Source organism: Streptomyces sp. NPDC018000, assembly GCF_044328025.1.
GTDB lineage: Bacteria > Actinomycetota > Actinomycetes > Streptomycetales > Streptomycetaceae > Streptomyces.
In genome coordinates this window covers 619,572-645,613 of record NZ_JBIRGM010000003.1, presented here as the reverse complement: position 1 = coordinate 645,613, position 26,042 = coordinate 619,572, and the positions used below count along the sequence as shown (strand labels likewise).

Below are 26,042 nucleotides of genomic sequence, written 5' to 3'. Positions count from 1 at the left end.
GAGCTGGACTCGCTCTTCGAATTCGGGCTGCGACGAACGCTGGTACGGCATCGCGGTGATGACCGGCGAAACGTCCGCTTAACGAACATGACCTTTTCGGCAACGAACGAGTTCCGGCCAAATTCTTGACGCGGTCCTGACAGGAACGTCCTCCGGCTGACACTCTTCACCCCGTTCTGCGCACTTCTCGTTCGCCCCGGCCGGGCCCACCGGCCGCTGGTACCCCCCTCGCAGAAGGAGTCCGCGTGAGATCCACGCCCAACCGTCGTGCCACCGCGACCGGCGCTCTGATAGCCGCAGCTGCCCTCCTCGCCGTCGGAGTCCAGACCGGCACGGCCACCGCCAACCCCGGCAGCAACACCGCGGCAGCGTCGGCGACCGCCGGCGCCGACCGCGGTGCCCTGGCCAAGCAACTCACCCCCGCCAAGCGCGCCGAGCTGATCCGCGAGGCCGACGCCGGCAAGGCTGCCACGGCCAAGGAACTCGGTCTCGGCTCTCAGGAGAAGCTCGTCGTCCGGGATGTCGTCCAGGACAACGACGGCACCACGCACACGCGTTACGAGCGCACCTTCGCCGGACTTCCGGTACTCGGCGGCGACCTGGTCGTCCAGGAGTCCAAGGCCGGGGCGACCGAGAGCGTCACCAAGGCGTCCAAGGTCTCCAGCTCCCAGCTGAAGGCCGTGGACACGGCGGCCGACGTCGCGCCCGCCGTGGCCGAGAAGCAGGCGCTCGGGCTCGCCAAGGCCGACGGTTCCAAGAAGACCGAGGCCGACCGGGCACCCCGCAAGGTGGTCTGGATGGCGCAGGGCAAGCCGCAGCTCGCCTACGAGACGGTCGTCGGCGGCCTCCAGCACGACGGCACCCCGAACGAGCTGCACGTCATCACGGACGCCACCACCGGCGCGAAGCTGTACGAGTGGCAGGGCGTCGAGAACGGCACCGGGAACACCCAGTACAGCGGCCAGGTCACCCTCGGCACCGCACCGTCGTACACGCTGACCGACACGGGCCGCGGCAACCACAAGACCAACAACCTGAACCGCGGGACCTCCGGCACCGGGACGCTCTTCTCCGGCTCCGACGACATCTGGGGCGACGGCACGCCGCAGAACGCCGAGACGGCCGCCGCCGACGCGCACTACGGCGCGGCCGAGACCTGGGACTACTACAAGAACGTGCAGGGCCGCACCGGTATCCGGGGCGACGGCGTCGGCGCGTACTCCCGCGTCCACTACGGCAACAACTACGTCAACGCGTTCTGGCAGGACAGCTGCTTCTGCATGACGTACGGCGACGGCACCGGCAACGCGAAGCCGCTGACCTCCCTCGACGTGGCCGCGCACGAGATGTCGCACGGTGTCACCGCCGCCACCGCCAACCTGGTCTACAGCGGTGAGTCCGGTGGCCTCAACGAGGCGACCAGCGACATCTTCGCCAGCGCGGTCGAGTTCTACGCCAACAACTCCACCGACAAGGGCGACTACCTCATCGGTGAGAAGATCGACATCAATGGCAACGGCACTCCGCTGCGCTACCAGGACAAGCCCAGCAAGGATGGCTCGTCCAAGGACTCGTGGTACTCGGGCATCGGCAACATCGACGTCCACTACTCCTCGGGCCCGGCGAACCACTTCTTCTACCTGCTCTCCGAGGGCAGCGGCGCCAAGGTCATCGACGGCGTCTCGTACGACTCCCCGACCTCCGACGGTCTGCCGGTGACCGGCATCGGCCGCGACAAGGCCGCCCTGATCTGGTTCAAGGCGCTCACCACCAAGTTCACGTCCACGACGAACTACGCGGCGGCCCGCACCGGCACCCTCGCCGTGGCCGGTGACCTGTACGGCACGACCAGCGCCGAGTACAAGTCCGTCGCCGACGCCTGGGCCGCCATCAACGTCGGCTCGCGCCCCGGCGGCGGCGACCCCGACCCCGGCGGCAAGGTCTTCGAGAACACCACCAAGGTCGCCGTCCCGGACCGCGGCGCGGCCGTCACCACCTCGGTCGACGTCACCGGTGTCACGGGCAACGCCCCCAGCACCCTCAAGGTCGGCGTGGACATCACCCACACCTACCGCGGTGACCTGGCCATCGACCTCGTCGCCCCGGACGGCACGGCCTACCGGCTGAAGAGCGCCCAGCTCGGCGACTCGGCGGACAACGTCGTGGAGACCTACACGGTCGACGCCTCGTCCGAGGTCGCCAACGGCACCTGGAAGCTCAAGGTCCAGGACCTCTACTCGGGCGACAAGGGCACCATCAACGGCTTCAAGCTGACCTTCTGAACCCGGAGCCGGGCCTGACCCGGCCGAGCCGCCCGGGAGGAGCGCACGCTCCTCCCGGGCGGTTTCCTGTGTGCCGCGGGCGCAGGTCAGCCACAGGACGGCAGATCAGCGCATCAGCAGGCCCGCACTGTCCCCCGTCGACTCCGTGGGCAGCGCCACCAGGCCGAGTTCCGCGCTGGTCGCCAGCAGCGGATGGGCGGGAAGCACCCGCACCGTGTAGCCGTACGGCCCGGTGCGATCGAGGGCCAGCGGACCGTCGTACAGCCAGCGGCCTTCCAGGTCCTGGCCCCCGGCGGGCTTCAACGGGAAGACCTGGGCATCCGAGATCCCGTCGGCGGCGTCCACCCGGCCGGCCACCGCCTGCACCTCCACGTCGTCCGGCTCCAGCACCCCGAGGGCGATCCGGACCCGTAGCACCAGCGTCGACCCCAGCTCGGCCGAGCCGTCCGCCGCGTTGGGCGCCACCGCCTCCACATGGTCGACGGCGACGCGCGGCCAGGCGGCGCGGACCCTGGCCTTCCAGTCCGCGAGCTGCCGCGCCGTACCGGAGTCCAGCGCACGTTGCGCGACCGCGGCGGGCGCGTACAGCCGCTCCACGTACTCGGACACCATGCGTCCTGCCAGAACCTTGGGCCCGAGGGCGCCCAGCGTGCGGCGGACCATCTCGATCCAGCGCTCCGGGAGCCCTTCGCCGCCCCGGTCGTAGAAGCGCGGCGCGACCCTGTCCTCGATCAGCTCGTAGAGGGCGCCCGCCTCCAGATCGTCACGGCGGTCCTCGTCCATGGCCAGTTGGTCGGCCGTCGGGATCACCCATCCGAAGTCCGGCTCGAACCACTCGTCCCACCAGCCGTCGAGGACCGAGAGGTTGAGGCAGCCGTTGAGCGCGGCCTTCATGCCGCTCGTACCACAGGCTTCCAGGGGGCGCAGCGGGTTGTTGAGCCAGACGTCGCATCCCGGGTAGAGCTTCTGCGCCATGGCCATCCCGTAGTCCGGCAGGAACACGATGCGATGGCGCACCCGGGGATCGTCGGAGAACCGCACCAGCTCCCGCACCAGCCGCTTTCCGCTGTCGTCGGCGGGGTGGGCCTTGCCGGCGACGACGATCTGGATCGGGCGGGTGGGGTGGAGCAGCAGTTCCCTCAGCCGGTCGCGGTCGCGCAGCATCAGCGTCAGCCGCTTGTACGAGGGCACCCGGCGGGCGAAGCCGATCGTCAGCACCTCCGGGTCCAGCACGCTGTCGATCCAGCCGAGTTCGGCCGCTTCCGCGCCCCGGGTGCGCCATGAGGCGTGGAGCCGCTCGCGCACCTCGGTGACCAGTTGTCCGCGCAGGGCCCCTCGCAGGTCCCAGAGTTCCCGGTCCGGGACGTCGACGGCGGAGTCCCAGCGTCCGGGAGTGCCGCCGTATCCCTTGCGCAGCCGGAGGATCTCGGGCGCGACCCAGGTGGGTGCGTGGACCCCGTTGGTCACCGAGGTGATCGGTACCTCCGCCGCGTCGAAGCCGGGCCACAGGCCGGCGAACATCTCGCGGCTGACCGACCCGTGGAGGGTGGAGACGCCGTTGGCCCGCTGGGCGAGCCGCAGCCCCATCACCGCCATGTTGAAGAGCTCGGGCTCACCGCCGGGGTAGGTCTCCATGCCCAGTTGCAGGATGCGTTCGACGCCCACTCCCGGGAGTTCGCCGTCGTCCCCGAAGTACCGGGCGACGAGCTCGCGGTCGAACCGGTCGATCCCGGCGGGCACGGGCGTGTGAGTGGTGAAGACCGTGCCTGCCCGCACGGACTCCACCGCCGAGTCGAAGTCGAGTCCGGTGCCGGAGAGTTCACGGATGCGTTCGAGTCCGAGGAAGCCGGCGTGCCCCTCGTTGGTGTGGAACACCTCAGGTGCCGGATGCCCCGTCAGGCGGCAGTACGTGCGCACGGCCCGTACGCCGCCGATGCCGAGGAGCATCTCCTGCAGCAGCCGGTGTTCGCTGCCGCCGCCGTAGAGCCGGTCGGTCACCTCGCGTTCGCCCGGCGCGTTCTCCTCCACACCGGAGTCGAGCATCAGCAGCGGAACGCGTCCGACCTGGGCCTGCCAGATGTGGGCGCGCAGCGAACGGCCGCCAGGAAGGGCGAGCACCACCCGGCTCGGGGTTCCGTCGGCTTCGCGGATCAGGGTGAGCGGCAGCTCGTTCGGATCGAGTACGGGATAGTGCTCCTGCTGCCAGCCGTCGCGGGACAGGCTCTGGCGGAAGTAGCCGTGCCGGTAGAGCAGGCCGACCGCGATGAGGGGGACGCCCAGATCGCTGGCGGCCTTGAGATGGTCGCCGGCGAGGATGCCGAGCCCGCCGGAGTACTGGGGCAGTGCGGCGGTCACCCCGAACTCGGGCGAGAAGTAGGCAACGGCGGCCGGCAGCTCTGCTCCCTGGGCCAGCCGTTCCTGGTACCACCTGGGACCGTCCAGGTAGTCCCTGAAGTCTGCGGACACCTCGGCCAGCCGGTGCAGGAACTGCCGGTCCCGGGCCAGCTCGGCGAGTCGCCCGGCGGATACGGAACCGAGCAGCCGCACCGGGTCGCATTCCGCCGTCCGCCGGATCTCCGGGTCGACGGCCTGGAAGAGCTCACGGGTCTCGGTGTGCCAGGACCAGCGCAGATTGCGGGCGAGATCACTGAGCGGTTGAAGGGGGTCGGGGAGGACGGGACGCACGGTGAATCGACGAATGGCCTTCACGTATTCCACCTTTGCAGGGGGCGTACGAATCCGAGGGGACGCACCACGGTGTGCTTCTATCCGTCACCCTCGACGCCATCGGCGGGTCGGCCGGTCCAGGCGCATCTGCCGCCCAAGGGCTTCCGTAACGACCTCGCCCACGGTTGTCAGCGGCGTCGCTACCAATCGTGGGCGAGGTCGTAATCCCGGAACCACGCGAATGCAGCACGAATGCAGCACGAATGCGAGGCACCCGCGGGACAGGCGTTCATCCGGTTCGCATCCGCGCAACACATCCGCGCCCCAGCCATTCGAGTGCCATTCGAGTGAATGCGGACAGGAGCGGCCATGCCCACACCCCGTCAGCCGTCGACGGAGCGGCTAGAAAGGACGGACTCCATCGGTCGCGGTGCGCGTATTTCGCCCTCCGCTGCCGCATCGCGCCCCGTTCAGCCCGCGCTCCAGCCCCTCAGGTGATTCCATGATCGGTCGCATTCCCGTCCTCGACGTCCGTCCCCTCGTCGACTGCGGCAGAAGGCCCGCCAAGGCTGTTGCCGGAGAGACCTTCCAGGTCACCGCGACCGTCTTCCGCGAGGGCCATGACGCAGTCGCGGCCAATGTGGTCCTGCTGGATCCGAGTCGACGCCCCGGTCCCTGGACTCCGATGCGTGAACTCGCCCCTGGCACCGACCGCTGGGGCGCCGATGTCACCCCGGTCTCCGAGGGCCGCTGGATGTATGCGGTCGAGGCCTGGAGCGACCCGGTCACCACCTGGCAGCAGCACGCCCGGATCAAGATCCCGGCGGGGATCGACACCGCGCTCGTCCTGGCGGAGGGTGCCGAGCTGTACGAGCGGGCCGCCGCGGGCGTACCCAAGCGGGACGGGCGCGAGGCGGTGCTGTCCGCGGCCGACGCGCTGCGCGACGAGTCCCGCCCGGCCGCCGCCCGGCTCGCCGCGGCGCTCGCCCCCGAAGCGCAGGCCGCGCTCACCCGTCACCCGCTGCGCGAACTGGTCACCGCATCCCGCCCGTTTCCTCTGGTGGTCGAGCGCCGGCGGGCCCTGTTCGGCTCCTGGTACGAGCTTTTCCCCCGCTCGGAGGGGGCCAGGGCCGAACCGGTCGAAGCGGCCGGGGCGAAGACGAAGGCCAGGGCGGGGAAGCCCGGAAAGGCTGCCAAACAGCCGGCGAGGATCATCAGCGGGACCTTCCGTACGGCTGCCGAGCGGCTTCCCGCGGTCGCCGCCATGGGTTTCGACGTCGTCTATCTCCCACCCATCCACCCCATCGGAACCACCCACCGCAAGGGCCCCAACGACTCGCTGTCCCCCGCTCCCCACGACGTGGGCGTGCCCTGGGCGATCGGCTCCGCAGAGGGCGGTCACGACGCCGTCCATCCCGAGCTGGGCACCCTCGACGACTTCGATCATTTCGTCGGGACCGCCCGTACCCTGCGCATGGAGATCGCGCTGGATTTCGCGCTCCAGTGTTCTCCCGACCATCCCTGGGTCGAGAAACACCCCGAGTGGTTCCACCACCGTGCCGACGGCACCATCGCCTACGCCGAGAATCCCCCGAAGAAGTATCAGGACATCTATCCGATCGCCTTCGACAAGGACCTGCGCGGCCTGATCACGGAGACGTTACGCATTCTGCGCTTCTGGATGGATCACGGGGTACGGATCTTCCGCGTCGACAATCCGCACACCAAACCGGTGATCTTCTGGGAGAAGGTGATCGCCGATATCAACCGGACCGACCCGGATGTGATCTTCCTGGCCGAGGCATTCACCCGGCCCGCAATGATGAAGACGCTCGCCGCCATCGGCTTCCAGCAGTCGTACACGTATTTCACCTGGCGCAATACCAGGCAGGAAATCACCGAGTACGTCACGGAGCTTTCGGGCGAATCCGCCTCCTACATGCGGCCCAACTTCTTCGTGAACACCCCGGACATCCTGCCGGATTACCTCCAGGACGGGGGCCGTCCGGCCTTCGAGGCGCGGGCCGTTCTCGCCGCGACGCTCTCCCCGACCTGGGGTGTGTACGCGGGGTACGAGCTGTGCGAGAACACCCCGGTCCGGCCCGGCAGCGAGGAGTACCTGGACTCGGAGAAGTACGAAATCCGGCCCAGGGACTGGGAGTCGGCAGAGCGTGAGGGCCGTTCGCTGGCTCCGCTCATCACTTCGCTCAACCGCATCAGGCGCCGCCACCCGGCGTTGCAGCAGCTGCGCGACGTGCACTTCCACTCCGCGGACAACGACGCGTTGATCGCGTACAGCAAGCGTTCGGGTTCGAACATCGTTCTGGTGGTCGTCAACCTCGACCCGCACCACACCCAGGAGGCCACGGTCTCGTTGGACATGCCGCAACTCGGCCTCGACTGGCACGAGAGCGTGCCGGTGCGCGACGAGCTCACCGGCGACACCTATCACTGGGGCAGGACCTTCTATGTGCGTCTGGAGCCGGGCGTCACGCCCGCGCACATCGTGGTCCTGCGACCGTCCCCGCCGACCGGAGGGTCACCCACACCATGATCGTCAATGAGCCCGTCCACGACATGTTCGAGGACACCCCGGCCAAGGACCGCGATCCCGACTGGTTCAAGCGTGCCGTTTTCTACGAGGTCCTCGTCCGGTCCTTCCAGGACTCCAACGGCGACGGCATCGGCGACCTCAAGGGCATCACCGCCAAGCTCGACTATCTGCAGTGGCTGGGCATCGACTGTCTCTGGCTGCCGCCGTTCTTCGCGTCGCCGCTGCGCGACGGCGGCTACGACGTGTCCGACTACACCGCCGTGCTGCCGGAGTTCGGTGATCTGGCCGACTTCGTGGAGTTCGTCGACGCCGCGCACCAGCGCGGGATGCGCGTGATCATCGACTTCGTCGTGAACCACACGAGCGATCAGCACAACTGGTTCCAGCAGTCCCGCACCGACCCGGAAGGGCCGTACGGCGACTACTACGTCTGGGCCGACAACGACAAGCAGTTCCAGGACGCCCGGATCATCTTCGTCGACACGGAGACGTCCAACTGGACCTTCGACCCGGTCCGCAAGCAGTACTACTGGCACCGGTTCTTCTCGCACCAGCCCGATCTCAACTACGAGAACCCGATGGTGCAGGAGGAGATCATCTCCGCGCTGCGCTTCTGGCTGGACCTCGGCATCGACGGGTTCCGTCTGGACGCCGTGCCGTATCTCTACCAGCGGGAGGGCACCAACTGCGAGAACCTCCCGGAGACGCACGACTTCCTCAAGCGGGTCCGCAAGGAGATCGACGCGCACTACCCGGACACCGTGCTGCTCGCCGAGGCCAATCAGTGGCCGGAGGACGTCGTCGACTACTTCGGCGAGTTCCAGGCCGGCGGCGACGAGTGCCACATGGCCTTCCACTTCCCCGTGATGCCACGGATCTTCATGGCCGTCCGGCGCGAGAGCCGCTACCCGGTCTCCGAAATCCTGGCGAAGACACCGGCGATCCCGAAGAACTGTCAGTGGGGCATCTTCCTGCGCAACCACGACGAGCTCACCCTCGAAATGGTCACGGACGAAGAGCGCGACTACATGTACGCGGAGTACGCCAAGGATCCACGGATGCGGGCCAACATCGGTATCCGGCGGCGGCTGGCACCGCTGCTGGACAACGACCGCAACCAGATCGAACTGTTCACGGCGCTGCTCCTGTCCCTGCCCGGCTCCCCGATCCTCTACTACGGGGACGAGATCGGTATGGGCGACAACATCTGGCTGGGCGACCGGGATGCCGTACGCACCCCCATGCAGTGGACGCCCGACCGGAATGCCGGGTTCTCCTCCAGTGATCCCGGGCGGCTCTACCTCCCCACGATCATGGATCCGGTCTACGGCTACCAAGTCACCAATGTCGAGGCGGCGATGGCCTCTCCGTCGTCGCTGCTGCACTGGACACGGCGGATGATCGAGGTCCGCAAGCAGAACCACGCCTTCGGTCTCGGCTCGTTCAGCGAACTGCCGTCGTCGAACCCCGCCGTGCTCGCCTTCACCCGGGAGCACGGGGACGATCTCGTGCTGTGCGTGCACAACTTCTCGCGGTTCGCGCAGCCGACGGAGTTGGATCTGCGGTCGTTCAACGGGCGTCATCCGGTGGAACTGATCGGTGGGGTGTGCTTCCCCCCCATCGGCCAGTGGCCCTACCTGCTGACTCTCGCGGGTTACGGGTTCTACTGGTTCCGGCTGCGGAAGGACGTACCGACGAGCTGACCGGGCGTCAATTCTCACCACTCACCGCGGGGCGGTTTCCACCGCCCCGCACGGATCACTCACCCCGCATCGAGCGCTTCCCGGCCCTTCCGCGTCCCGTCCGGTGCTTCGATCCCCTCGAGTCGAGTCCGTACGGACCATCCTGACCCGACACGTCCCGCACAGCCGGACAGCTATTGCCGCAATCCGGGACACTCTTCGCATCCTGTGGGTGCCCGGGGAAAGGACGCTGTGCCATGTCGGAGGCTGCATCCACTCGGGTCGCTCTGGCTGCCAACACAGCCCTGCTGCCGTCACTCGCCCCTCTGCTGCACCAATGGCTGCCCCGGCAGCGGTGGTTCGCGGGCAAGGGACGGCCGATCACCGCGTTCTCGCTGGTGTCGACGACCGAAATGCTGCCGGTGGGCAGCGATTGCGTCGGCGCCGGTACCGGGGCCGGGGCCGGACTGCTCCACCTGCTGGTCCGGGTCCACCAGCCGTCCATGCCCGCGCAGTCACCGGACGACTGCTACCAACTGCTGCTCGGCGTACGGTCCGTGCTGCCCCCACGGCTGGCGCCCGCGCTCATCGGCCATGTGACCGACGGACCGCTCACCGGCCGCACCGTCTACGAGGCGCTGCACGACCCGCGCCTGGCCGAACTCCTGCTGGAGAGGCTCCGCACCCCCGGCACTTTCGGCTCCCTGCGTTTCGACCGGGGCGGTGCGCCCATCGCCGCGGGGCTCGCACCGCGGGTGCTCGACGCCGAGCAGTCCAACACCTCGCTCGTCTACGGCAACGCCTACATCCTCAAGATCTTCCGCCGGATCTTCCCGGGCACCAACCCCGATCTGGAACTTCCGCTCGCGCTCGCGCGCGAGGGCTGCGGACGGGTGCCCGCCCCCGTCGCCTGGTTCGAGGCCACCGCACCCGAGCCGCTCACCCTCGGCGTGCTGCAGCCGTTCCTGCGCGGCGCACAGGACGGCTGGCAGCTCGCACTGCGCGCCCTCGCCAAGAGCCGCGACTTCACCGACGAGGCCCACGCGCTGGGCCGGGCCACCGCCGAGGTGCACACGGCGCTGGCCGCCGCCCTGCCGACACCCGCCCTGCGCCGCGCCCAGACCGAGCATCTCGCCGCCGCAATGGTGCAGCGGCTGGAGGCCGCCGCCCAGGCGGTACCGGCGCTCATGCCGTACGTCCCGGGGCTGCGGACCGCATTCGACGCGGTGGCCGCGCTGGGGCACCGGGGCCGCAACTGGGCGGCCCAGCGTGTCCACGGCGATCTCCATCTCGGCCAGACGCTCCGCGCGGCCGACGGATTCTGGTCACTGATCGACTTCGAGGGCGAGCCCGCCCGGCCGTTGCCCGAGCGCCGCCGTCCGCAGCCTCCGGTGCGCGACATCGCCGGCATGCTCCGCTCCTTCGACTACGCGGCCCGCTCGCACCGCCCGTGGAACGCCGAGTGGGCGGCCCGCTGCCGGACCGCCTACTGCGAGGGCTACGCCAACACCTCGGGCCTCGACCCACGCAGCGAACCGGAGCTGTTGCGCGCCCACGAGACCGACAAGGCGGTGTACGAGGTGCTGTACGAGGCACGGCACCGGCCCGACTGGCTTCCGGTGCCGATGGCCGCGATCCACCGGCTGGCCACCGTCTCCGACTGACGGCCCAAGTGCCGTCGCCCGCCCGGTTCCGCCCCGACAACACCCTCCGAGGAGGCTGTCCCCGTGACCGCCCGCAAGCCGTCCCGCAGAACGCCCGCCGCCACCGGTACCGATGCCGCGCCGCCCCGTCGCCGCCGGGGCGCCGGCAGCCAGGGCGTACGACGGGCACGCCCCCTCGACCACGGCGACCGAACCCGGCTGCTCGCCGGTGAGCACTACGCCCCGCACGACCTGCTCGGCGCCCATATGGTCCGCGGCGGTGTGACCTTCCGGGTGCTGCGCCCGTACGCGCGGTCCGTGACCGTGCTCGCGAAGGGGCTGCGGGCACAGCTGCACGACGACGGCGACGGCCTCTTCTCCGGGCTGCTGCCGATGCCCGCACTCCCCGAGTACCAACTCCTGGTGACCTACGGGGAGAACGAGATCGAGGTGCAGGATCCGTACCGCTTCCTGCCCGCGCTCGGTGATCTCGATCTGCATCTGATCGGCGAGGGACGCCATGAGGAGCTGTGGACCGCGCTCGGCGCTCAGCCGATGGAACACCAGGGCGTCGCGGGCACCCGGTTCACGGTGTGGGCCCCCGACGCCCGCGGTGTGCGGGTCATCGGGGACTTCAACTACTGGGACGGCACCGGCTTTCCGATGCGCTCGCTCGGATCCAGCGGGGTGTGGGAGCTGTTTCTGCCGGCGATCGGGGAGGGCACGCTCTACAAGTTCGACATCTGTCGCCCGGACGGTTCGCACACCACACGCGCCGACCCGATGGCCCGCCGTACCGAGGTCCCGCCCGCCACTGCCTCGATCGTGACGGCCTCGCACCACGAGTGGCAGGACCAGGAATGGATGGCGCACCGCGGGGACGTGCCGGTGCACGAGGCGCCGTTCTCCGTGTACGAGGTCCATCTGCCGTCCTGGCGGCCGGGGCTCACCTACCGCGCGCTCGCCTCCCAACTCCCCGCTTACGTAAAGGACCTCGGGTTCACACATGTGGAGCTGATGCCGGTCTCCGAGCATCCCTTCGGCGGTTCCTGGGGCTATCAGGTCACCGGTTTCTACGCCCCGACGTCACGCATGGGCACACCGGACGACTTCCGATTCCTCGTCGACGCGCTGCACCGGGCCGGCATCGGCGTCATCGTCGACTGGGTACCCGCGCACTTCCCGCGCGACGACTGGGCGCTCGCGGAGTTCGACGGCCGCCCGCTGTACGAGCACTCCGACCCGTCGCGGGCGGCGCATCCGGACTGGGGCACGCTGGAGTTCGACTACGGGCGCACGGAGGTACGCAACTTCCTGGTCGCCAACGCCACTTACTGGTGCGAGGAGTTCCACATCGACGGGCTGCGGGTCGACGCCGTCGCCTCGATGCTCTACCTCGACTACTCGCGCGAGGACGGGGGATGGTCGCCGAACGAGCGCGGCGGCCGGGAGAACCTGGACGCCGTCGCCTTCCTCCAGGAGATGAACGCCACCGTCTACCGGCGCAATCCGGGCGTCGTCACCATCGCCGAGGAGTCCACCGCCTGGAACGGCGTCACCCGCGCCACCCACCATGTCGGCCCCGACGGCTTCGGGGGGCTCGGCTTCGGGCTGAAGTGGAACATGGGCTGGATGCACGACTCCCTCGCATACGTGTCGAAGGAGCCGGTGCACCGCAAGTACCACCACAACGAGATGACCTTCTCGATGGTGTACGCGTACAGCGAGAACTACGTCCTGCCGATCTCCCACGACGAGGTGGTGCACGGAAAGCAAGCGCTGGTCAGCAAGATGCCCGGCGACTGGTGGCAGCAGCGCGCCAATCACCGGGCGTACCTCGGCTTCATGTGGGCGCACCCGGGGAAGCAACTCCTCTTCATGGGACAGGAGTTCGCCCAGGGGGCGGAGTGGTCGGAGGGGCACGGTCCGGACTGGTGGCTGCTCGACCCCTCGTATGCGGCGGAGAGCGACCACGGGGGCGTACGCACCCTGGTCGGGGACCTGAACGCGGTGTACCGCGCCACCCCCGCGCTCTGGCAGCGCGACACCGTCCCGGAGGGCTTCGACTGGGTGGACGGCGGTGCGGCCGACGACAATGTCTTCGCCTTCCTGCGCTACGACGCGCACGGCTCGCCGCTGCTCGCCGTCAGCAATTTCTCCCCGGTGGTGCGGCACGACTACCGCATCGGCGTACCGGACGTCCTCGGTGGTCAGGTCGCGTGGGCGGAGGTCCTCAATACGGACGCCGTCCGGTACGGCGGCAGCGATGTCCACCATCCCGGGCCGGTGAAGCCCGAACCGGAGGCCGCGCACGGCCGGCCCGGCAGCTTGCTGCTGACGCTGCCGCCACTGGCGACGGTCTGGTTCGAGCCGGTGTGAGCGACAACTGCGGGGCTCGCGGCCCGGAGACGGCCGGTTACTGCCCGCCGGGCAGACGGACTGGCTGCGTGAGACGATGAGGGAGTTCCCGGCCAGACGTGGCGTAGGAGCAGAGATGAAGATCAAGCCGCAGGCGGCCGTCATCCCCAAGGAGACCGACCATCTCGAACAGGGGAAATACGGCCCCATTTTCCCGAAGACACCGGCATGTTATGGGTTCACCATCATCGCGAAGGTCAAACCGGGCGCGGCAGACGCGATACGCCAGTACGGCTACCGCCTGGCCGAGGCGCTGGAACGCGATCCGTATCTACTCGCGCCGCTGAAGCTGCATTACCTGCGCTGGGTGCTCTTCGACGACGATACGCGTTTCATGTATCAGGGGATCTTCGACACCGATTTCGACAAGTACACGGAAGACGCCGTCGCGCTTTTCGGCAAGGCGGGGGTGAGCACGGCTTTCGAGAACCTCGAAGGGTTCCCCGAGGACTGGAAGACCAACCCTGAGGCGTTCATCAGGTTCGTGCGTGAACACCACTGTCCGAGCTTCATCGAGTACGGGGAGTATCCGTACGTAAGCGCCGACGAGATCAAAAAGGCTCTGCAGATCAAGAGTTCCCTGTCGGAGATGCTCGACCAGATGCAGTGAGAACGGGCTGCAGCACGCCTGTCCCACTGCGGATGGGAGACGGGATGAGCAAGGTCAAAACCGCACGTACCTACAACCAGAACCACGTCCCGCGTGGTTACACCGCTGGTCGGCGACGGGTGAGCATCTACGTCTCGTGGAGCTATCCGGCCGAGGCAGGCCACAATACTGCCGAGCTCGACAACCGGTTCTCCACCCTGACCGAAGTCCGGCGCGTGGCCTGGCCCGCCTACGAGGACCCGAAGTGGTCCGACCCACTGCGGTTCCAGCAGGGCATCTCGGGATCACTGGAGTTGTTCTTCTGGGCCTGGGTGCCATTCCAGCAGTTCGTCGAGGAGATCACCGGACACCCCGTCCCCGTGTATCAACGCATCGACCAGGCCGGCTTCCGTACCCCGGTCGACGAGCGCGTACTGGCCGACACCGACACCCTGTTCGTGTTCGGGCTGGACCACATGATCACCGGGCAGGAGGCCGAGCCCGGGGAGATCGATGCGCTGCGGGCCTTCCTGAGCCGAGAGGGCACCTGTCTGGTCCTGGGGCCGCACCATGACGTCGGGGCATCGGACGACCTGGCCGTACGGGACATGGAGTACCGCCATCACGGCGATCCTCTGGTACCTCGCCAGCAGCGTTTCGCCACGCACGTCCGGGGCTTGATGCAGGGGCTCGGGGTGCCTGTCGAGAACCGTTACGGGTTGCGTCCCGCGGTGCGAGAACCGAACAAGATCGCTCCGCTCTCCACGGCCAGGGACCTGGACGCGAAAGGGTGGCTGGAAGGGGTGACCAATTTCAACTTCCACATGCACCTGCCGCACTACGCCGTGACGACCGACGAACCGGATGTCATTCATGTGCTGGCCAGGCAGCCGATCGACACCTCCAGGCCGCATCCGTTCACCGAGGCCGGCAACACCGAATTCAACATGTTCCTCTGGATGCCCCCCAGCGGTGAGCGGGCCGGCGACGTGCTCCTGGCGGACTCCACCATCTTCAGCTCGTTGTTCGGCGGCGACGAAAGCCTGCGGAACTTCTGGCGGAACCTCGTCTCGAAGTAGCGCCGTTCTCCAATCGGTGCCGTAGTTCGGTGCCGTAGTGGTGCCGTAGTAAGGAGGCGGAACCGTGAGCGGGCACACGCGGGTTGCGCTGGAACTCGACGACATCCAAGCCGGGGTTCTCAGCCCTCGCCCGACCCCGTACGCAGCGACGTACCTGCTGTTCCGCATCGACGACCGGACGCATGGACGGGAGCTGATGCGCCGCGCGAGCACGGTGGCAACCTCGGCCGCCGACTCGGCCAGCCCTCTGGGGGAGACCTGGGTGAGCGTCGCGGTCACCTGTTACGGACTTGAGGCGCTGGGCGTGCCGCGCACCTCGCTCGACACGTTCGCCTGGGAGTTCCGTCAGGGGATGGCCGCCCGCGCCAAGGCTCTGGGCGACATCGGCGAGAGCAGCCCCGAGCACTGGGAAGCGCCCCTGGGCACGTCGGATGTCCATGTGGTGTTCACGGCGGTCGCACCTGACGTCCCACAGTTGGAGGCAGCCATAGACCGGGCCCGCCCCGCCTACGACCGCCTTCCCGGTGTGACCGCGATCTGGCGGCAGGACTGCTACTCGCTGCCCACCGAGGCCGAGCATTTCGGCTATCGCGACGGCGTCAGCCAGCCGGCCATCGAAGGGAGCGGCATCGCCGGATCGAACGAACTGGAGGTGCCGCTGAAGGCCGGCGAGTTCGTGCTCGGCCACCGGGACGAGATCGGCGGTGTCCAGAGCGTGCAGCCGGAGGAGCTGGGGCGCAACGGCAGCTACGCGGTCTTCCGTAAACTCCACCAGCGGGTCGCCGCGTTCAGGCGCTACCTGCAGGACAACTCCACCAGCTCCGAGGACGAGGAACTGCTGGCAGCCAAGATCATGGGACGCTGGCGCAGCGGTGCTCCGCTGGCGCTCAGTCCGCAGCACGACGATCCCGCTCTCGGTGCCGACCCGCATCGCCGCAACACCTTCTTCTACGAGCGCGACGACCCGGCGGGTTTCACGACCCCCGGCGGCTGCCACATCCGCCGCGCCAACCCCCGCGACGCGTCGGTAGCGGGCGAAGTGCGACTGCACCGGCTGATCAGACGCGGCGCCGTCTACGGTCCGCCACTGCCCGAGGGCGTGCTGGAGGACGACGGGGCCGACCGCGGCCTGATGTTCGCCTTCATCGGCGCCCACCTCGGGCGGCAGTTCGAATTCGTCCAGTCCGAGTGGATGAACGACGGCGTCTTCTTCGGCGCGGGCAGCGCCAAAGACCCCATCACCGGGTCCCACGACGGCCGTACCGGCTGCACCGTCCCGCGGCGGCCGCTGCGAAGGCGTCTGTCCCCACTGCCGCGGTTCGTCGTCACACGCGGCGGCGAGTACTGCTTCCTGCCGGGCCTGAGCGCCCTGCGCCGGCTCGGCGAACTCCGGAACTGACAGTGCGGCGACGCGCGCCGTGGCACCGCCCCGGGACGCCCCGCCATCCAAGTGGAATGCCCTATGGACACCTTGCACCTGCTGTTCAACGCCGTCACCGTGATCTTCATCGCGGCCACCATGTTCGCTGCCGGTCTGGGGGCCACGTTCGCGGCGCTGCGCGGGATCTTCAGCAACGTTCCGCTGCTCCTGCTTGCACTGGTCGCCAACGGGGTGGTCATCCCGCTGCTCGGCTGGGGCATCGGCGCGCTCTTCAGCCTGCCCGCCGCCGGGTTCATCGCGCTCGTCCTGGTCGCCTCGTCACCGGGCGGCCCCTTCGGGGCGAAGCTGGCCATGGTGCAGAACGGCGACGTCGTCGCCGGCGCGGCGATGCAGGTGCTGCTCGCCACCATCGGCAGCCTCACCTTCGCGCCGACCGCCAACGGCATCCTCACCGCCGCCGAGGTCGGCAAGGGGGTCTCCCTCGATGTCGTGGCGCTGGTGCGGACCGTGGCCCTCCTGCAGCTCGTACCGTTCGTCATCGGCCTCCTGCTGCGCCGCTACGCGGCACCCACCGCACGATCGTGGCACCCCCCGGCGGCCACCGTCTCGAACGTGACGTTCCTGATCGTGCTGGCGGGCATGCTCCTGGGCAGCTGGCGTGACGTCCTTACACTGCTCGGCTCACTCACCCTCCTGGCCGGGTTCGTTCTCGCGGTCGCTGCCTTCACCGTCGGCACGCTGCTGGCCACGGGCCCGCCGGTGCGCCGCACCACCATGGGAAGCGTCGCCTCGGTGCGCAACGTGGGGCCCGCCCTGGCCGCGATCGGCATTGCCTTCGACAATGAGCCCGCCATCCTGGGCGCGCTTGCCGCGGTCGTGCTCAGCGGCCTGGCAGCGGCCCTGCCGATCGCCGCGGTACTCAGTGGCCGGAGAAGCGGTGGCCCGGCCACCGACGAGCCGCGCTGACCGGGGGCGCGCTGTTCACGGGACAGGCCGAGGCAAGCACGAAGGGCCGTCGCGGGAGTTCCCGCGACGGCCCTTCCGCTGTGCCCGTCGCGGCACTATGCCTTCGTCATGGTGAGTTCCCGGTCGCCGTCCCGCGGCTCCGGAACGCCCGTGCCGTCGCCGTGCACGTCGTCGTGGTTGAGCATCTGCTCGTTCCACGGGAGCGCACCGGACAGGACCTGGTTCACCCGCTCCTTGTCGATCTCCTTGGTCCAGGTGCCGACCAGGACGGTGGCCACCGCGTTGCCCGCGAAGTTCGTCATGGCGCGGGCCTCGCTCATGAAGCGGTCGATGCCGACGATCAGTCCGACGCCGTCCACCAGTTCGGGGCGGTGCGACTGGAGGCCGCCCGCGAGGGTGGCGAGACCCGCGCCGGTGACTCCGGCCGCGCCCTTCGAGGCGACGATCATGAAGAGCAGGAGCGAGATCTGCTCACTCGCGCTCAGCGGGTCGCCCATCGCGTTGGCGATGAAGAGCGAGGACATCGTGAGGTAGATCGCGGTGCCGTCGAGGTTGAAGGAGTAGCCGGTCGGCACGGTGATGCCGACGACGGGCTTGCTGACTCCCAGGTGCTCCATCTTCGCGATGAGGCGCGGCAGGGCGGACTCCGACGACGAGGTGGAGAGGATCAGCAGGAATTCGCGTCCCAGATACTTCAGCAGGGACCACAGATTGACGCCGGCGACCAGCCGCAGGATGGTGCCGAGCACCACGAAGACGAAGAGCGCGCAGGTGATGTAGAAACCGACCATGATGACCGCGAGGGACTTCAGCGCGTCGATGCCGGTCTCGCCGACCACCGCCGCCATCGCACCGAACGCGCCGACCGGGGCCACCCACATGATCATGGCGAGAATGCGGAAGACGAGGCGCTGGATGTGGCCGATGCCGCGCAGGATCGGTTCGCCCGACGAGCCCATGGCCTGGAGTGCGAATCCCGTGAGCAGAGCGACGAGCAGGGTCTGCAGCACCTCGCCCTCGGTGAAGGCGGAGACCATCGTCGTCGGGATGATGCCGAGCAGGAAGTCCGCGGTGGACTCGCCGGGGCCCGTCGCCTGCTTCTCGCCGGCGGCGCGCACCTCTTCGGTGAGGTGGAGGCCCTGGCCGGGCTCCAGGATGTTGCCGACGAGCAGACCGATGGCGAGTGCGACGGTCGACATCAGCAGGAAGTAGCCGAGGGCGAGGCCGCCGACCGCGCCGACCTTGGCGGCCTTGCGCACCGAACCGACGCCCAGCACGATCGTGCAGAAGATGATGGGCGAGATCATCATCTTGATGAGGTTTACGAAGCCGGTACCGATCGGCTTGAGTTCGACGGCAAAGTCCGGGGCCACGAAGCCCACGAGGATGCCGAGCACCACAGCCGCGATCACGGCGAGATACAGATAATGCGTACGGTCCCGCTTGGCGGCTGCCACTCCCACGGGGGTTCTCCTCGGCTCGTCCGGGTCGCTCCCCCGTCCCTGGGGGGCGTGGTGACTATCCCGCTCCCTGTGGCGCCGGTCACCGTTACGTACATTTCGTTCATATGTTTTCGGCCAGGCAGACTGTTGCCATGCGTCTCCCCCTGCCCCGTACCCGCCCTCGCAGCCTCGCCGGCCAGCTCTTCGCCATGCAGGTGGTGCTGGTCGCGGCCGTGGTGGCGGCATGCGCGTTCTTCGCCTACGTCTCGGGCAGCGAGCACGCGAAGGAGACCGCGGCCCGGCAGGCCAGGGCGGCGGCACTGGCGATCGCCCACTCGCCGTCCGTACGGGAGGCGATCCGCACTCCGGACCCGTCCGCCGTGCTGCAGCCGTACGCGGAGAAGGTCCGCAGGGACACCGAGATCGCCTTCGTCACGATCATGTCCCCGGACGGGGTCCGCTGGACGCACCCGGACGACAACCGGATCGGCGAGAAATTCCTCGGGAACACCGCGCAGGCGCTGCGCGGCAAGACGTTCACGGAGACGTACACCGGCACGCTCGGACCCTCGATCCGGGTCGTCACCCCGATCCGGGACGGCGGCAGGATCACCGGCCTGGTCAGTGCGGGCATCACGCTCGAGCGGGTCTCCTCGCAGGTGCGGGCGCAGCTCGGGGCGCTGGGGCTGACGGCGGCCGGGGTGCTGGCGCTCGGCGGCATCGGTACGTATGTGATCAATGCCCGGCTCCGGCGGCACACGCACGGCATGAACGCCGCCGAGCTGAGCCGGATGCACGACTACCACCAGGCCACGCTGTACGCGGTGCGCGAGGGACTGCTGATGCTCGACGGGCAGCGCAGGATCGCGCTGATCAACGACGCGGGCCGGGAGCTCCTCGGGCTGGGGCCGGACGCGGTCGGGCGCAGGGTCGCCGACCTCGATCTGCCGGCGCCGCTGACCGGCGCGCTGCTCGCCGCCGAGGAGCGGGTCGACGAGCTGCATCTGACGGCCGACCGGGTGATCGTGGTCAACACTCGTCCGGTGGTGGGCGGGGAGCAGCGCGGTACGGTCGTGACGCTGCGCGATCACACGGAACTCCAAGCACTGTCAGGCGAGTTGGACTCCGAGCGGGGATTCACCCAGGCATTGCGCTCACAGGCGCACGAGGCCGCGAACCGGCTGCACACGGTCGTCTCGCTGGTCGAACTGGGCCGGGCCGAGGAGGCGGTGGATTTCGCCACCGCCGAACTGGAACTGGCCCAGGCCCTCACCGACCGGGTGGTGGGCGCCGTCGCCGAACCGGTGCTGGCGGCACTGCTGCTCGGCAAGGCTGCGCAGGCGAACGAGCGGGGGGTGGAGCTGGTGCTCGCGGACGACAGCCTGATCGACGACGGCGCCCTGCCCGCGGCGCTGCCGCCACGGGACCTGGTGACGATCCTCGGCAATCTGATCGACAACGCGGTGGACGCGGCGTCGGAGGAGGTGGCCGGTACGCCCGGCCCAAAGGCCGTGCCCGCCCAGCGGGTGGCGGTGCCGGGCCGGCCCGCCCGCGCCCGGGTCACCGTCACCGCGCTCGCCGGGGAGGACGAACTGCTGCTGCGGGTCGCCGACACCGGGGCCGGGATCGATCCGGACAAAGCCGCCGAGGTGTTCGACCGGGGCTGGTCGACACACGGGGCGGGCCGGGGGATCGGGCTGGCCCTCGTACAGCAGGCAGTGCATCGCAACGCCGGAACGGTGGCGCTGGACCGCGGCCCGGACGGCGGTGCGGAGTTCACCGTGCGGCTGCCGCTGGCCATCGGCGACCGCACCGCGCACACCACGAAGGAGGCCACCGCGTGATCCAGGTGCTGGTCGTCGAGGACGACCCCGTCGCCGCGGACGCCCATCAGCTGTACGTGGGCCGCGTCCCCGGATTCACGGTGGCCGCGGTGGCGCACTCGCGCGCGGAGGCGGTGCGGGCACTGGACCGTATGCCCGTCGATCTGCTGCTCCTGGATCTGTATCTGCCCGACGGGCACGGTCTGCAGCTGCTGCGCTCGCTGCGGGCGGCCGGGCACTCGGCGGATGTCATCGCGGTGACGTCGGCACGTGATCTGGCGGTGGTCCGCGAGGGGGTGTCGCTCGGTGTCGTCCAGTACGTGCTGAAGCCGTTCACCTTCGCCACCCTGCGCGACCGGTTGGTCCGCTATGCCGAGTTCCGCGCGGCGGCCGGGGAGGCGAGCGGTCAGGACGAGGTGGACCGGGCGCTCGGCGCACTGCGCGCACCACAGCCGACCCGGCTGCCGAAGGGGCTGAGCGGCCCGACGCTGGAGGCCGTCACCCGGGTGCTGCGAGCCGCCCCCGATGGGGTGACGGCGGGCACGGCCGGGATGGAGCTGGGCATCTCGCGGATCACCGCGCGCCGCTATCTGGAACATCTGGTGACTGTGGGGCGCGCGGTACGCAGTCCGCAGTACGGCCAGATCGGGCGACCGGAGCTGTACTACCGGTGGGTGACCCAGGGGCACAAGCGGCCCTGACCGTCCGCAAGAGGGACGCTCAGGGCCGTCGGCCACTGCTGGTGGCGGCTGCCGCGCGCGTCCGGGTCAGAAGACCGACTCGGCCTCGTCCATCCGGTTCCCGGGCACCGTCTTGAGCCGGGTGATGGCGTCGGCGAGCGGAACCATCCTGATGTCGTTGCCGCGCAGAGCCGTCATCCGGCCGAAGTCGCCCCGGTGCGCGGCTTCCACCGCGTGCCAGCCGAAGCGGGTGGCGAGCACCCGGTCGTACGCGGTCGGTGTGCCGCCGCGCTGCACGTGGCCGAGAATGACCGGACGGGCCTCCTTGCCGAGCCGGGTCTCCAGCTCGATGGCCAGCCTGTTTCCGATGCCCTGGAAGCGCTCGTGGCCGTACTGGTCGATCTCGCCCTTGGCGTACGGCATGGAGCCCTCGGCCGGGTGCGCGCCCTCGGCGACACAGATGACCGCGAACTTCTTGCCGCGTGCGAAGCGCTCCTCGACCATCTTGACCAGGTCCTCGACCTGGAAGCGGCGCTCGGGAAGGCAGATGCCGTGCGCACCGCCCGCCATTCCGGACTCCAGCGCGATCCAGCCGGCGTGGCGGCCCATCACCTCGACGACCATGACCCGCTGGTGCGATTCGGCGGTGGTCTTGAGGCGGTCTATGGCTTCGGTGGCGACGCCCACCGCGGTGTCGAAGCCGAAGGTCCGGTCGGTGGCGGAGATGTCGTTGTCGATGGTCTTGGGGACGCCGACGACGGGCATTCCGGCGTCCGACAGCATCCGCGCGGCGGTGAGGGTGCCTTCGCCGCCGATCGGGATGAGGGCGTCCATGCCGTAACGGCGGCTCAGCTCGGCGCAGTTCTCGGCGGCCTCGCGCAGCCGGTCGCGCTCCAGCCGGGCCGAGCCGAGAATGGTGCCCCCACGGGCGAGGATGCCGCTGACCGCATTGAGATCGAGGGGGCGGAAGTGGCCGTCGAGGAGTCCCTTGAACCCGTCCTCGAAACCGATCACTTCATCGCCGTGACCCACCACGGCACGGTGCACGACCGACCGGATCACTGCGTTCAGGCCCGGGCAATCGCCACCGGCGGTGAGAACTCCGATGCGCATCGTGCTGTGTCTCCTGCTCGCTGAGGGCTGTCCATTTCGGGGGCAACCGCACAATCCCCGTACCGTGAACCACAACGATTGTCCCACGTCAGGTCTAAACCTTGCGTTCTCGGCCGCTCCGGGGAATTCCCGCACGGGTGTTCCGCCGGATGCAGCAGTGAATCCGGCGGCGGTCCGGCCGGACGGGCGGGGGCCCTTCCGCCCTCCGCGGAGGGCCTTTCGCCCGGCGGGCGGCGTCTTGACGCCCGCAGGTATCGTCAACATGGCAATACCATCCCAAACCGTAAAGATGGACGGGAGAGCACGCGTGACGCGCAGCGTGTACGTGACCGGGATCGACCGGGGAGACGGCCGCCAGGTCGTCGATCTGGGAGTCATGGAGCTCCTGACGCGTCAGGTGGACCGGGTCGGGGTGTTCCGGCCGCTCGTCCACGACGGACCCGACCGGCTGTTCGAGCTGCTACGGGCCCGCTACCGGCTCCCCCAGGACCCCTCGTCCGTCTACGGCATGGACTACCACGAGGCATCCGCGCTCCAGGCGGAGCAGGGCACGGACGAGCTGGTCTCCCGGCTCGTGGAACGCTTCCATCTGGTGGCCCAGAAGTACGAGGTCGTGCTGGTCCTCGGCACCGACTTCGCCGCCACACAGCTCCCCGACGAGCTGGCGCTCAACGCCCGCCTCGCCAATGAGTTCGGCGCCTCGGTCATCGCGGTGGTCGGCGGGAAGGGCCAGCCCGCGGAGTCCGTACGGGCCGAGACCCACAATGCCTACCGGGCGTACACCGGCCTGGGCTGCGACGTCCTGGCGATGATCGTGAACCGGGTGGCGGCCGAGGACCGCGATGTCATCGCGGAGCGCCTGGCGGCCCGGCTGCCCGTCCCCTGTTCCGTCCTGCCGGACGATGCGGCGCTCTCCGCGCCGACCGTCGCCCAGATCACCGCGGCGCTCGGCGGCACGGTGCTGCTCGGCGACGACTCCGGGCTGGCCAGGGATGCGCTGGACTTCGTCTTCGGCGGTGCGATGCTGCCGACCCTGCTGAAGGCGCTGACGCCGGGCTGCCTGGTGGTCACGCCCGGGGACCGGGCGGATCTGGTGGTCGGCTCGCTGGCCGCGCACACCGCCGGGACCCCGCCCATCGCGGGTGTGCTGCTGACCCTGAACGAACGCCCCGGCGAGGAGATACTCAGGCTGGCCGCGAGACTCGCACCGGGTACCCCGGTCGTCTCCGTGGCCGGCGGCTCCTTCCCCACCGCTGGTGAACTCTTCGCGCTGGAAGGCAAGTTGAACGCGGCGACGCCCCGCAAGGCGGAGACCGCACTGGGCCTGTTCGAGCGCCATGTGGACACCGGCGCCCTGCTGGACCGGATCTCGGTGGCCCGCAGCGGCCGCGTCACCCCGATGATGTTCGAGCACGAGCTGCTGGAGCAGGCCCGCGCCGACCGGCGCCGGGTCGTCCTGCCGGAGGGCACCGAGGAACGGGTGCTGCGCGCCGCGGACGTACTGCTGCGCCGCGACGTCTGCGACCTCACGCTCCTCGGCGACGTCGATGTCATCCGCAAGAAGGCCGCGGACCTCGGCATCGATCTCGCCGGTACGCACCTCATCGACCCGCAGACCTCCGAGCTGCGCCAGGGGTTCGCCGAGCGGTACGCACAGCTGCGCGCGCACCGCGGGGTCACGGTGGAGCTGGCGTACGACGTCGTCGCGGACGTCAACTACTTCGGCACCCTGATGGTCCAGGAGGGGCTCGCGGACGGCATGGTCTCCGGGGCCGTGCACTCCACCGCGGCCACGATCCGCCCCGCGTTCGAGATCATCAAGACAAAGGGGGCCGCGCGGAGCGCGTCGGGCAGGGCGGCGGCGGGAGACGGGAGGGCCGAGGGGGCCGCGATCGTCTCCTCCGTCTTCTTCATGTGCCTCGCCGACAAGGTCCTGGTGTACGGCGACTGCGCGGTCAACCCGGACCCGGACGCGGAGCAGCTCGCGGACATCGCGGTGCAGTCGGCCGCGACCGCCGCCCGTTTCGGCGTGGAGCCGCGGATCGCGATGCTGTCGTACTCGACGGGCACCTCGGGATCGGGCGCCGATGTCGACAAGGTGCGCGAGGCGACGGCCCGGGTGCGCGAGAGCCGGCCGGATCTCAGGATCGAGGGTCCGATCCAGTACGACGCCGCGGTGGAGCCGAGTGTCGCCGCGACGAAGCTGCCGGGCTCCGAGGTGGCGGGTCAGGCGACGGTGCTGATCTTCCCGGACCTGAACACCGGCAACAACACCTACAAGGCCGTGCAGCGCTCGGCGGGCGCGGTGGCCGTCGGTCCGGTGCTCCAGGGGTTGCGGAAGCCCGTCAACGATCTGTCCCGGGGCGCGCTCGTCCAGGACATCGTCAATACCGTGGCCATCACGGCGATCCAGGCACAGGGCAAGGAGCGAACCGCATGACCACCCCGACCGCAGAAGGCGGCACCGCGAGCCCGGTCACCGTGGCCGCGAATCGCGTACTCGTGCTCAACTCCGGCTCCTCGTCGGTGAAGTACCAGCTCCTGGACATGAGCGACCACACCCGGCTGGCGGTCGGACTGGTCGAGCGGATCGGCGAGGAGACCTCCCGGCTGGTGCACACCCGGCTGGTCGGCGGGGGGCTGACGCGTGAGCGCATAGGCCCGGTCGCCGACCACGAGGCCGCGCTGAAGGCGGCGGCCGAGGAACTGGCGGCCGACGGCCTTGGCCTGGACTCCCCCGCACTGGCGGCGATCGGCCACCGGGTGGTGCACGGCGGGCTGCGGTTCACGGAGCCCGTGGTGATCGACGACGAGGTGCTGGAGGAGATCGAGCGCCTGGTCCCGGTGGCCCCGCTGCACAATCCGGCGAACATCGTCGGCATCCGTACCGCCCAGGCGCTGCGTCCGGACCTTCCGCAGGTGGCGGTCTTCGACACGGCGTTCCACACGACGATGCCGGAGTACGCGGCGCGGTACGCGATCGATGTGGAGACCGCCGACGCGCACCGCATCCGGCGCTACGGCTTCCACGGCACCTCGCACGCGTACGTCTCCCGCAAGGCCGCCGAGCTGCTGGGACGCACCCCCGAGGAGGTCAATGTCATCGTGCTGCACCTGGGCAACGGCGCCTCGGCGTCGGCGGTGGCGGGTGGCCGGTGCGTGGAGACCTCGATGGGGCTGACCCCGCTGGAGGGGCTGGTGATGGGTACGCGCTCCGGCGACATCGATCCGGCCGTCACCTTCCACCTCGAGCGGGCGGGGATGTCGACGGACGAGATCGATGTACTGCTCAACAAGAAGAGCGGTCTGGTCGGGCTCTGCGGCGACAACGACATGCGGGAGATCCGGCGCCGGATCGACGAGGGCGACGAGCGTGCGGCGCTGGCGTTCGACATCTATGTACACCGGCTGAAGAAGTACATCGGCGCCTATTCGGCGGTCCTCGGGCGGGTGGATGCCGTGGTGTTCACGGCGGGGGTCGGGGAGAACTCGGCGCCCGTACGGGAGGCTGCGATCACCGGTCTCGAAGGGCTCGGCCTGGCGGTGGACGCGGAGCTGAACGCCGTACCGTCCGGCGCACCGCGGCTGATCTCGCCCGACTGCGCACGGGTCGCGGTCGCCGTGGTGCCGACGGACGAGGAACTGGAGATCGCCGTCCAGACCTTCGCGCTCGTCGGACAGGCCCACAACTGAGCACCCTCGCGCCCCTTTGTATCTTCCACC

Annotated in this window: 16 protein-coding genes; 13 read left to right on the top strand and 3 right to left on the bottom strand. The window is 69.4% G+C overall.

Annotated elements, in window-relative coordinates; genetic code table 11:
• Nucleotides 1-245 precede the first annotated feature (245 nt).
• Nucleotides 246-2,282: a M4 family metallopeptidase gene (locus ACH4EW_RS11355; RefSeq protein WP_398254538.1), complete on the top strand. Its 2,037-nt coding sequence runs from the start codon at nucleotides 246-248 to the stop codon at nucleotides 2,280-2,282.
• 105 nt (nucleotides 2,283-2,387) lie between these two features.
• Here the strand turns inward: ACH4EW_RS11355 and glgP are convergent, their stop codons facing one another.
• Nucleotides 2,388-4,991 (bottom strand): alpha-glucan family phosphorylase, encoded by a 2,604-nt coding sequence (gene glgP / locus ACH4EW_RS11350; protein WP_398254536.1) that lies wholly within the window; start codon nucleotides 4,989-4,991, stop codon nucleotides 2,388-2,390.
• A 460-nt stretch (nucleotides 4,992-5,451) separates the two neighbouring features.
• Between glgP and ACH4EW_RS11345 the strand changes: the two genes are divergently transcribed.
• The 8 genes from ACH4EW_RS11345 (at nucleotide 5,452) to ACH4EW_RS11310 (ending at nucleotide 17,261) form a co-directional block, all read left to right on the top strand.
• On the top strand, nucleotides 5,452-7,503 hold the full coding sequence (locus ACH4EW_RS11345; protein ID WP_398254533.1) for an alpha-1,4-glucan--maltose-1-phosphate maltosyltransferase: 2,052 nt from the start codon (nucleotides 5,452-5,454) through the stop codon (nucleotides 7,501-7,503).
• A complete protein-coding gene (gene treS, locus ACH4EW_RS11340; protein ID WP_398254530.1) occupies nucleotides 7,500-9,206 on the top strand; it encodes a maltose alpha-D-glucosyltransferase in 1,707 nt (568 codons plus the stop codon). Before ACH4EW_RS11345 ends, treS begins: the two co-directional genes overlap by 4 nt.
• A gap of 236 nt (nucleotides 9,207-9,442) precedes the next feature.
• A complete protein-coding gene (locus tag ACH4EW_RS11335) occupies nucleotides 9,443-10,849 on the top strand; it encodes a phosphotransferase (protein WP_398254527.1) in 1,407 nt (468 codons plus the stop codon).
• A gap of 63 nt (nucleotides 10,850-10,912) precedes the next feature.
• A complete protein-coding gene (glgB, locus tag ACH4EW_RS11330; RefSeq protein ID WP_398254524.1) occupies nucleotides 10,913-13,207 on the top strand; it encodes a 1,4-alpha-glucan branching enzyme in 2,295 nt (764 codons plus the stop codon).
• 115 nt (nucleotides 13,208-13,322) lie between these two features.
• The gene (locus ACH4EW_RS11325; protein WP_398254522.1) at nucleotides 13,323-13,856 is read left to right on the top strand and encodes a hypothetical protein; all 534 of its coding nucleotides are present in this window, start codon (nucleotides 13,323-13,325) and stop codon (nucleotides 13,854-13,856) included.
• Between the two features lie 44 nt (nucleotides 13,857-13,900).
• Nucleotides 13,901-14,914 carry a hypothetical protein gene (locus ACH4EW_RS11320; protein WP_398254520.1) on the top strand — a complete coding sequence of 338 codons (1,014 nt, stop codon included), beginning with the start codon at nucleotides 13,901-13,903 and terminating at the stop codon, nucleotides 14,912-14,914.
• A 64-nt stretch (nucleotides 14,915-14,978) separates the two neighbouring features.
• Nucleotides 14,979-16,313, top strand: coding sequence for a Dyp-type peroxidase (locus tag ACH4EW_RS11315; RefSeq protein WP_398254518.1), 1,335 nt, complete (start codon nucleotides 14,979-14,981; stop codon nucleotides 16,311-16,313).
• A gap of 63 nt (nucleotides 16,314-16,376) precedes the next feature.
• Nucleotides 16,377-17,261, top strand: a complete 885-nt coding sequence (locus tag ACH4EW_RS11310; protein WP_398254515.1) for a bile acid:sodium symporter family protein — start codon at nucleotides 16,377-16,379, stop codon at nucleotides 17,259-17,261.
• A gap of 95 nt (nucleotides 17,262-17,356) precedes the next feature.
• Here the strand turns inward: ACH4EW_RS11310 and ACH4EW_RS11305 are convergent, their stop codons facing one another.
• Nucleotides 17,357-18,724, bottom strand: coding sequence for a cation:dicarboxylate symporter family transporter (locus tag ACH4EW_RS11305; RefSeq protein WP_398254513.1), 1,368 nt, complete (start codon nucleotides 18,722-18,724; stop codon nucleotides 17,357-17,359).
• Between the two features lie 131 nt (nucleotides 18,725-18,855).
• On the opposite strand from ACH4EW_RS11305, the gene ACH4EW_RS11300 reads away from it, so the two are divergent.
• Nucleotides 18,856-20,547 (top strand): ATP-binding protein, encoded by a 1,692-nt coding sequence (locus ACH4EW_RS11300; protein ID WP_398254510.1) that lies wholly within the window; start codon nucleotides 18,856-18,858, stop codon nucleotides 20,545-20,547.
• On the top strand, nucleotides 20,544-21,227 hold the full coding sequence (locus ACH4EW_RS11295; protein WP_398254508.1) for a response regulator: 684 nt from the start codon (nucleotides 20,544-20,546) through the stop codon (nucleotides 21,225-21,227). The genes ACH4EW_RS11300 and ACH4EW_RS11295 overlap by 4 nt, the downstream gene beginning before the upstream one ends.
• A 66-nt stretch (nucleotides 21,228-21,293) precedes the next feature.
• Here the strand turns inward: ACH4EW_RS11295 and ACH4EW_RS11290 are convergent, their stop codons facing one another.
• Entirely contained in the window at nucleotides 21,294-22,319 is a 1,026-nt protein-coding gene (locus ACH4EW_RS11290) for an ATP-dependent 6-phosphofructokinase (RefSeq protein WP_398254505.1), read from the bottom strand.
• A 307-nt stretch (nucleotides 22,320-22,626) separates the two neighbouring features.
• Here ACH4EW_RS11290 and pta point away from each other — a divergent pair, with 307 nt between their 5' ends.
• Nucleotides 22,627-24,759 (top strand): phosphate acetyltransferase, encoded by a 2,133-nt coding sequence (gene pta / locus ACH4EW_RS11285; protein ID WP_398254503.1) that lies wholly within the window; start codon nucleotides 22,627-22,629, stop codon nucleotides 24,757-24,759.
• A complete protein-coding gene (locus ACH4EW_RS11280; RefSeq protein ID WP_398254500.1) occupies nucleotides 24,756-26,012 on the top strand; it encodes an acetate kinase in 1,257 nt (418 codons plus the stop codon). The genes pta and ACH4EW_RS11280 overlap by 4 nt, the downstream gene beginning before the upstream one ends.
• The last annotated feature ends 30 nt before the right edge of the window (nucleotides 26,013-26,042 follow it).